This window comes from Actinomyces sp. ZJ308 (assembly GCF_011752065.1).
Taxonomy (GTDB): Bacteria; Actinomycetota; Actinomycetes; order Actinomycetales; family Actinomycetaceae; genus Actinomyces.
Genome location: NZ_JAAIJY010000001.1, coordinates 238,560 through 245,319 on the forward strand (window position 1 = coordinate 238,560; position 6,760 = coordinate 245,319).

Below are 6,760 nucleotides of genomic sequence, written 5' to 3' on the forward strand. Positions count from 1 at the left end.
GCGCCGTCGGGGTGCGCATCCTGCGGGGAGACTCGGTGATGAATGGGGCCGTTCAACGGCCGGCATGCGGTCGGCGCATGGTGCTGACGCTGCTGACCGTGACGACCGCGGACCGACCGTCAGGGTCGGATCAGGGCTCCAGGAGCACCTTGATGGCGCGGCGCTCGTCCATGGCCTTGTAGGCCTCGGCGGCCTCCTCCAGGGGCAGGCGCAGGGTGAAGACCTTGCCCGGGTTGATCTCGCGCTTGAGGATGCGGTCGATGAGGTCGGGCAGGAAGCGGCGCACGGGGGCGGGGCCGCCCAGCATGTTGACCTCGGCGAAGAAGAGCTGCTGCCCGTTCAGACTCACGTCATGGGCCACGCCGACGAAGCCGAGGTGCCCGCCGGGGCGGATGGAGGCGAAGGCCTGGTCCATCGAGGCCTGGTTGCCCACGGCCTCGACGACGCCGTGCGCCCCGTAGCCGCCGGTGAGCTCCTTGACCTTGGCGGCGCCCTCCTCGCCCCTCTCGGCGATGACGACGTCGGCGCCGAACTCGCGGGCCAGGGCCGCCCGGTCCTCGTAGCGGGAGAAGGCGATGACCTTCTCGGCGCCCAGGGCCTTGGCGGCCAGGACGGCGGACAGGCCCACGGCGCCGTCGCCGACGACCGCGATGGTCTTGCCGGGGGCGGCGCCGGCGGCCACGGCCCCGAACCAGCCGGTGCCCAGCACGTCGGAGGCGGCCAGGAGCGAGGCGATGATCTCCGGGTCCTCGGGCCTGCCGCCGGGGACGGCGACGAGGGTGCCGTCGGCCAGTGCGACGCGCGTGTACTGGGCCTGGGTGTCACCGATGAAGCCGCCGTTGGCGCAGCGGGACTGATAGCCGTCCTCGCAGATCTCGCAGGTGTTGTCGCTCAGGCAGAAGGAGCCGACGACGAAGTCGCCGACCTTGACGCTGGTGACGTCGGCGCCGACCTCGACGACGGTGCCCACGTACTCGTGCCCCATGGGGCGGGCCTCGTCCACGGGGGCGATGCCCCGGTAGGGCCACAGGTCGGAGCCGCACACGCAGGCGGCCTCGAGCTTGATGACGGCGTCGGTGGGGTCGACGACGTGGGGGACCTCGCGGTCCTCGACGCGAACGTCGCCGGGGGCGTGCAGAACGACGCCGCGCATGGTGGTGGGCAGGGCGGTGGCAGAAGCAGTCACAGAGAAGTCCTCACATCAGTGCCGGTTGATATGTGGAGCATATGGCGGTCCGCTGCGCCGGTCCACCGCATGGGAGGTTCTGTCAGGGCCACCCAGAGGGGCGGATCGCTGCTGCAGGCGGCCGCTGAACGCGGCGTGTTCGTTGCGAGCTCAGGGAAAGATCGCTGCTGGTGGTCGGAGCCGGTGATCGCGCTCGGCCGAAGCCCGGCAGCCGGCTCTACGGCCTCCGCCCGTTCTGCCCGGCCTGATCCTCAGACGTCGTCTTACCGGCTGCGCGCGGAAGCGGCAGCACCAGCGGGGTCCCGGTGAGTGGGTCGGAGATGACCTGGACCGCCAGGCCGAAGACCTCCTCGACCATCTCGGCGGTGACGACCTCCTCGGGCCGGCCGTGGGCCAGGATGCTGCCCGCGCGCATGGCGATCACCTCGTCGCCGTAGCGGCAGGCCTGGTTGAGATCGTGGAGCACGGCCACGATCGTGGTGCCCAGCTCGGCATTGAGGTCGCGGCACAGCTCGAGCAGGTCCACCTGGTGGGCCAGGTCCAGGTAGGTGGTGGGCTCGTCGAGCAGGAGGATGTCGGTGCGCTGGGCCAGGGCCATCGCGACCCACACCCGCTGGCGCTGCCCGCCGGAGAGGGTGGCCACGTGCCGGTTCGCCAGGCCGACGACGTCGGTGCGCTCCATGGCCTCGGTGACGGCCGCGTCGTCGTCGGCGGACCACTGGTGCAGCAGCGACTGGTAGGGGTAGCGGCCCCGCGCCACCAGCTCGTGGACCGTGATCCCGGGAGGGGCGATCGAGGACTGGGCCAGCATGCCCACCCGCCGGGCCAGCTTCTTGGGGGCCAGCGTGGCGATGTCGCGGCCGTCGAGGACCACCCGGCCGGCACCGGGGGTCAGGACCCGGCTCATGGCGCGCAACAGCGTGGACTTCCCGCAGGCGTTGGGTCCCACGATCATCGTCACCGCGCCCGGGGTGATGTCCGTGCTCAGGTCCTCGATGACGGGGTGGCTGGGGTGGTAGGCCAGGGAGATGTCCCGGACGCCCAGACCCGTGGTGGGGACCTGGGCGTCCGGGGTCGTCTCGGATGAGACGGGAGCGGGCACGGGCTACTTCTTCGTCATGGAGTCGGAGACCTGCGTGAGGATGGCGCGGATGGCCGTCGGGCCGGCGTTGAGGAAGAAGGCGTCGTCGTCGACCTGGACGGCCTGCTTGGCGTCGACGGGGTTCAGCGCCTGCCACAGGTCCAGCGAGGTGACCTTCGAGGCGTCACCGCCCTGGACGCCGTAGAACAGCCAGTCGGCATTGGCCTGCTCGAGCTGCTCGGCTGAGATGTCCTTGGAGACCTCGTCGGTGAACTGCTGGGTGTCGGGGCGCGCCACGCCCATGTCGGCCAGCACCGATCCGGCGGTGGAGATCGGGCCGAAGATGCGCAGGCGCTCCTCGTTGTGGCGCAGCAGGGAGACCGTGGGGTTGCCCTCAATGGCGGAGCCGGCCTTGGCGGCGTCGGCCTGGTAGGTCTCGATCCACTTCTCGGCGGTGTCCGGCTTGCCCAGGGCGTCGGCCACGAGCAGGAAGTCCTGCTTCCAGTACTGGCCGGTTCCCTGCGTCACGACCGTCGGGGCGATGGCGGACATGGCGGCGTAGACCTCGTCGGCCTTCTTGATGGCGGCGTTCATGAGGATGAGGTCGGGGGCCAGGTTGCTGACGGCCTCCACGCTGGGGTCCTTGCGGGAGCCGATGTCCGTGATCGAGCCCAGCTGCTCGGCCTGCTGGGGGAAGGCCTTCTTGATGTACTCCGGGACCGCCTCGGCGCCGTCGCCCTTGGTGGAGCCCACCGGGACGGTTCCCAGGGTGAGGACGGCGTCGAGCTGGCCGGTGGCGATGACGACGACCTTGGTGGGGGCGGCGGGGATCTCCGCGCTGCCCTTGAAGTGGACGACCGTGCGGGGGAAGACGTCGTCGGCCTGGCCCGAGCCCTTGCCCTCGGGCATGCCCGTGGGCACCGAGGAGGTCGGGGTGGGCTTGGCGCCCGCGGAGGCGGAGGAGCCCGAGGAGGCCATCGAGTTCGAACCCGAGTTGTTGGAGGAGCAGGCGGCCAGGACGGGCAGAGCAGTGGCCAGTCCCGCGAAGGCAAGTGCGGAACGGCGGCTGTAGAGCGTTGTCATGCGCTTAGGCTAGCCTCAGTCATACCGCTTTGATCAAGAACCAACCCGGAGGAAACGAGGGAAGAGTGGGCAAGATCGCCTTCAGGCCTCACACGGGCGTTGTGCTACTCATCTGCCTGGTGCTGCTTGTGACACTGATCCTCGTCAGTCTCGCCGTCGGGACCCGAGAATTGACACTGGAGGAGATCATCACCGGGCTGACCGGGCAGAAGAGGACCGTCGCCTCCATCATCATCTGGAGGATGCGCATGCCGCGCACCGTGCTGGCGATCGTCGTCGGCGCCGCCCTGGCCGTCGCGGGGGTCGTCATGCAGGGACTGACCCGCAACCCGCTGGCCGAGCCCGGGATCCTCGGCGTCAACGCCGGTGCCTCCCTGGCCGTGGTCCTGTCGCTGTCCGTCCTGGGAGTCGGCGGCGTCGGCGGCTACCTCTGGTTCGCCTTCGCAGGCGCAGCCCTGGCCGCGGGACTCGTCCATCTCATGGCCCGCCGCAGTGCCGATGCCGGGCCGGCGCGCCTGGTGCTGGCCGGGGTGGCGCTGGGGGCCAGCCTGCGCGCCATCACCGGCACCATCACGATGTACGACTCCAAGACCTTCGACTCCTACCGGTTCTGGGTCCTGGGGTCGCTCGCCAGGCGCGACGCCGGACTGCTGGTGTGGATCGGCCCCTTCCTCGCCGTCGGCCTGGTGCTGGCCCTGGCCTCCGGGCTCACGCTCAACGCCCTGGCGCTGGGGGAGGAGCAGGCCAGGGCCCTGGGAGTCAGTCCCGCACGGGCACGCGCCCTGGCGCTGGCAGCCATCACGCTCCTGTGCGGGGCGTCGACGGCGGCCGTCGGCCCGATCTCCTTCGTCGGGCTCGTGGTGCCGCAGGTGCTGCGGCTCGCCCTGGGAGCCGACCAGCGCAAGCTGCTGGCGGTCTCGCTCGTGGCCGGGCCGATCCTGCTGCTAGGAGCCGACATCCTGGGCCGCGTCCTCATCGTCCCCGCCGAGATGGAGGCCGGCGTCGTCACCGCCTTCATCGGCGGACCCGTCCTGCTGGCCATGGTGGTGCGCCGCATGGGGGTGAGGACCCGATGAGCCGGCCCGTCTCGAACCCGCGGTCCCAGGACGTAGCCGAGCCTCAGGAGAAGCCGGACGACCCGGAGCAGCCCCAGCGGCCGGCCTACCTGGGGCCTCCCGTCTCCGTCAGAAGGCTTCCCGTCGGACCCCGGCAGGAGCTCCTGCTCCACCGCCGCGCCGTCGCGGTCACGATCATCCTGGCCCTGGCGGCCCTGGCGGTCATGGTCCTGACGGTCCTGACGGGTACCTACGACATCTCAGCGGCGGATGCCCTGGGGACACTGCTGCGCGGAACGGGAAGCGACCTGGACCGCTTCATCGTCATCGACCAGCGTCTGCCGCGGGCGCTCGCAGCCGTGCTGGTGGGGGCGATGCTGGCGCTGTCGGGCGCCATCTTCCAGAGCCTGTCCCGTAACCCCCTGGGCAGCCCCGATATCGTGGGCTTCACCACCGGTGCCTCCACGGGCGGACTGCTGGCGATCCTGCTGGCCTCCGCCTCCTCGACCTTCCAGATCGGTGCGGGCACGATCCTCGGCGGTTTTGCGACGGCGGCGCTCGTCGCGCTCATGACGCTGCGTCGCGGGGTTGGTGGAGACAACCTCGTGCTGGCCGGTATCGCCCTGTCGGAGATGCTCTCGGCCGCCAACAACTACCTCATCTCCCGGGCGTCTCTCCAGAGCGCGGAGGCGGCCAAGGCCTGGCAGTACGGCTCCTTCAACGCCATCTCATGGGGCCAGACCCGTCCGTTGCTCATCGCGGCGATCGTGCTGCTGCCGCAGGTGCTCTGGCTCATTCGGCCCGCGGCCATGCTGGAGATGGGCGACGACGTCGCCACCGGCCTGGGGATGCGCGTCAGCAGGGTGCGCGGCGCGATGCTCGGCTACGGCGTCGTGCTGGCGGCCATGTGCGTGGCCGTGGCCGGGCCGATCGGCTTCCTGGCCCTGGCGGCCCCGCAGCTGGCGCGGCGTCTGAGCCGGTCGGCCGGGATCACCATGGTTGCCTCGGCCGCCATGGGGGCCCTGCTCCTGGGTGGGGCCGACCTCCTGGCGCAGCGTCTGCTCAGTCCCTTCCAGATCCCGGTGGGCCTGGTCAGTGCCGCGCTGGGCGGGATCTACCTCATCTGGTTGCTCATGGTCCCCTCCGAGCGCACGCCGAGATGAGCGAGCGAGGCTGGCCCGCGGGATGTCGTTGTGAGTGATGTGGTGGTTGGTGGAATCCTGCGCGGTCAGGTGTCGCGGATCCGCCGTGGGTCAACTCAGGCTGGTGACGTTAGCGGTGCAGCTCAAGCAGCTGCTCCAGAATGGACACCACCGCGCCGGGGCGCGAGGGGACGCGGATCGTCCGCCTCCTCGCCCTGACCTCTTCCAGGCCGTCCCCGACGATGACACCGATGTCTGCCGCGCGGATCATCGCCACGTCGTTGGCGTCGTTGCCCACCGCGACCCACGTGGAGACGGACTGGTGGTGAAGTCCCGGTGTCTGCCCCATGACTGCTGTCCTTACTGTGGTGTCGGCTCCTCCCGAGGTAGTCGGCTCCTCCTCGCCGGTCGGCAGCCTCATGCAGATGCTCTTGTCCACCCCTGCCGCGCAGATGTCGACCACGCCGTCCTCGTGCGGGTAGGCGACGACGCCGTCAATGCGCAGACCCAGCAAGTCCTGGAGAGCGCCTGCGGGCTCCAGGCCGCCCACCTCCTGCGTGCCAGCAGCCTGGGCTGCTGGGTGTTTTTCGGACACTGCTTGTTTGGTGTTTCAGGCTGCCTTGGTTAGGCTCAGGAATTCTTGCTCGACCTCGTTAGGTGTGCGGTATCCCAGGGCTGAGTGAAGGCGCACATGATTGTATCTCAGCTCGATCCACGAGGCAATATCGTTGATCGCCTTCTGTCTCGTGGGGTACACCATTCTATGCACTCTCTCATTCTTGAGCGTGGCATTGAAGGATTCCGCCCACGCATTGTCCCAACACACCCCCGTACGACCCACGGACGGGCGGATACCATAGGACTTCAGGTGGTCCAGAAACTTCTGAGACGTGTACTGACTGCCCCGGTCGGAGTGGAAGACCGTCACACCCTTTTCGACAGGGCACCGTCTGGCCGCCATGTCGATGGCCTCACACACCAGCGAGGTGCGCACATGGCTCGGCCATCGCATACCCCACGACCTTCTTGGTGCAGCAGTCCAGAACCGTAGCAAGATAGACGAACCCGGCCCACGTACTGATATAGGTGATGTCCCCGCACCACTTACGCCCAGGCTTGTCGGCGGTGAAGTCCCGCCCCACCAGGTCGGGGCGCTCATCGAGGTCCGCGGCCGGCACGGTAGTGCGGACCTTCGCCCGTGGCTGCGCGGCCT

At 69.5% G+C, this 6,760-nt stretch carries 8 protein-coding genes; 2 read left to right on the forward strand and 6 right to left on the reverse strand.

Features of this window, described 5'->3' with window-relative positions; genetic code table 11:
• Positions 1-130: 130 nt before the first annotated feature.
• From HCR68_RS00970 to HCR68_RS00980, 3 genes are all read right to left on the reverse strand, one after another.
• Positions 131-1,153: a zinc-binding dehydrogenase gene (locus HCR68_RS00970; protein ID WP_167145361.1), complete on the reverse strand. Its 1,023-nt coding sequence runs from the start codon at positions 1,151-1,153 to the stop codon at positions 131-133.
• A gap of 250 nt (positions 1,154-1,403) precedes the next feature.
• Positions 1,404-2,288: an ABC transporter ATP-binding protein gene (locus tag HCR68_RS00975; protein WP_167145317.1), complete on the reverse strand. Its 885-nt coding sequence runs from the start codon at positions 2,286-2,288 to the stop codon at positions 1,404-1,406.
• Positions 2,289-2,291: 3 nt separating this feature from the next.
• Positions 2,292-3,350: an iron-siderophore ABC transporter substrate-binding protein gene (locus HCR68_RS00980; RefSeq protein WP_167145318.1), complete on the reverse strand. Its 1,059-nt coding sequence runs from the start codon at positions 3,348-3,350 to the stop codon at positions 2,292-2,294.
• 128 nt (positions 3,351-3,478) lie between these two features.
• Here HCR68_RS00980 and HCR68_RS00985 point away from each other — a divergent pair, with 128 nt between their 5' ends.
• Positions 3,479-4,426: an iron ABC transporter permease gene (locus HCR68_RS00985; protein ID WP_243858838.1), complete on the forward strand. Its 948-nt coding sequence runs from the start codon at positions 3,479-3,481 to the stop codon at positions 4,424-4,426.
• Positions 4,423-5,568 (forward strand): iron chelate uptake ABC transporter family permease subunit, encoded by a 1,146-nt coding sequence (locus HCR68_RS00990; protein ID WP_243858839.1) that lies wholly within the window; start codon positions 4,423-4,425, stop codon positions 5,566-5,568. Before HCR68_RS00985 ends, HCR68_RS00990 begins: the two co-directional genes overlap by 4 nt.
• 109 nt (positions 5,569-5,677) lie before the next feature.
• On the opposite strand, the gene HCR68_RS00995 is transcribed toward HCR68_RS00990, so the two are convergent.
• The 3 genes from HCR68_RS00995 to HCR68_RS14075 all read right to left on the reverse strand — a co-directional run.
• On the reverse strand, positions 5,678-6,142 hold the full coding sequence (locus HCR68_RS00995; RefSeq protein WP_243858840.1) for an HAD hydrolase family protein: 465 nt from the start codon (positions 6,140-6,142) through the stop codon (positions 5,678-5,680).
• A 15-nt stretch (positions 6,143-6,157) separates the two neighbouring features.
• Entirely contained in the window at positions 6,158-6,559 is a 402-nt protein-coding gene (locus HCR68_RS14070) for an integrase core domain-containing protein (RefSeq protein ID WP_347878286.1), read from the reverse strand.
• The coding region (locus tag HCR68_RS14075; protein ID WP_243858841.1) for a DDE-type integrase/transposase/recombinase at positions 6,519-6,760 on the reverse strand (242 nt) is incomplete at its 5' end. The genes HCR68_RS14075 and HCR68_RS14070, both read right to left, overlap by 41 nt.

Excerpts from the sequence above, each read along its gene's own strand:
- HCR68_RS00970 (WP_167145361.1), bottom strand. The coding sequence starts at position 1,153 with ATGCGCGGCGTCGTTCTGCACGCCCCCGGCGACGTTCGCGTCGAGGAC.
- HCR68_RS00980 (WP_167145318.1), bottom strand. The coding sequence starts at position 3,350 with ATGACAACGCTCTACAGCCGCCGTTCCGCACTTGCCTTCGCGGGACTG.
- HCR68_RS00990 (WP_243858839.1), top strand. The coding sequence starts at position 4,423 with ATGAGCCGGCCCGTCTCGAACCCGCGGTCCCAGGACGTAGCCGAGCCT.
- HCR68_RS14070 (WP_347878286.1), bottom strand. The coding sequence starts at position 6,559 with ATGCGATGGCCGAGCCATGTGCGCACCTCGCTGGTGTGTGAGGCCATC.